The organism is Dialister sp. CAG:357 (assembly GCF_000435155.1).
GTDB classification, from domain to species: Bacteria; Bacillota; Negativicutes; order Veillonellales; family Dialisteraceae; genus Dialister; species Dialister hominis.
On sequence record NZ_FR896363.1, the window covers coordinates 1 to 691 of the forward strand.

Annotated in this window: 2 protein-coding genes; both read left to right on the forward strand. The window is 48.6% G+C overall.

Annotated features, from left to right (window positions below; all coding sequences use genetic code 11):
- On the forward strand, positions 1–330 hold a 330-nt coding region (locus M3200_RS01105), incomplete at its 5' end, for an SLC13 family permease (protein WP_288178067.1).
- Positions 331–468: 138 nt separating this feature from the next.
- Positions 469–597, forward strand: coding sequence for an OadG family protein (locus M3200_RS01110; RefSeq protein ID WP_022381697.1), 129 nt, complete (start codon positions 469–471; stop codon positions 595–597).
- Positions 598–691 lie beyond the last annotated feature (94 nt).

The following is a 691-nucleotide window of genomic DNA, read 5'->3' on the forward strand; positions in this document are numbered from 1 at the left end:
CCGAACCCGTACGTCCTGACCGCTGTACTGTTCCTGATCTCCAACGTTCTGACACAGTTCATGTCCAACACTGCATCCGCAGCACTGCTTGCACCAATCGGTATTTCCATCGCTCAGTCTATCGGCTGCGATCCGAAACCGGTTCTGATGGCTCTTGGTATTGCAGCTTCCATGGCATTCGCAACACCAATGGCTACTCCGCCAAACACTCTGGTCCTCGGACCTGGCGGATTCTCCTTCAACGATTATGTCAAAGTCGGCGTTCCGATGTGCCTGATCTCCTGGATCGCGTGCGTCATCATTATCCCGATTTTCTGGCCATTCCATTAATCCGGAATGATCGTGAAGGGTCAGCGTATCTGACACGAAGAAAGGATCCGGGGCTTCCCGGGTCCGGACTTCACTTATTTTCAAGCGGCTTTGCCGCAGGCATCTTTGATGCCGTATCGTAGAAAGGTGGATTTATAGATGGAAACTCCGGGCCCACTTTCAATTTGTATTACCAACATGGTTATTGTATTTGCCGTACTGATTTTCCTGGCATTCGTTATTCAGCTCATCCACGTTGTGGATCCGACCAAGAATAAGAAAAAATAATTCAATAACTCAATAATTAGGAGGATACAAACATGGATGGCTTTATGAGAGCACTCGTTTCCGTATGGACAGACTCTGGCTTTGCCTCTCTGAC

Bases quoted from the DNA above. Each gene is read 5' to 3' on its own strand.
- M3200_RS01110 (WP_022381697.1), top strand. From the start codon at position 469: ATGGAAACTCCGGGCCCACTTTCAATTTGTATTACCAACATGGTTATT.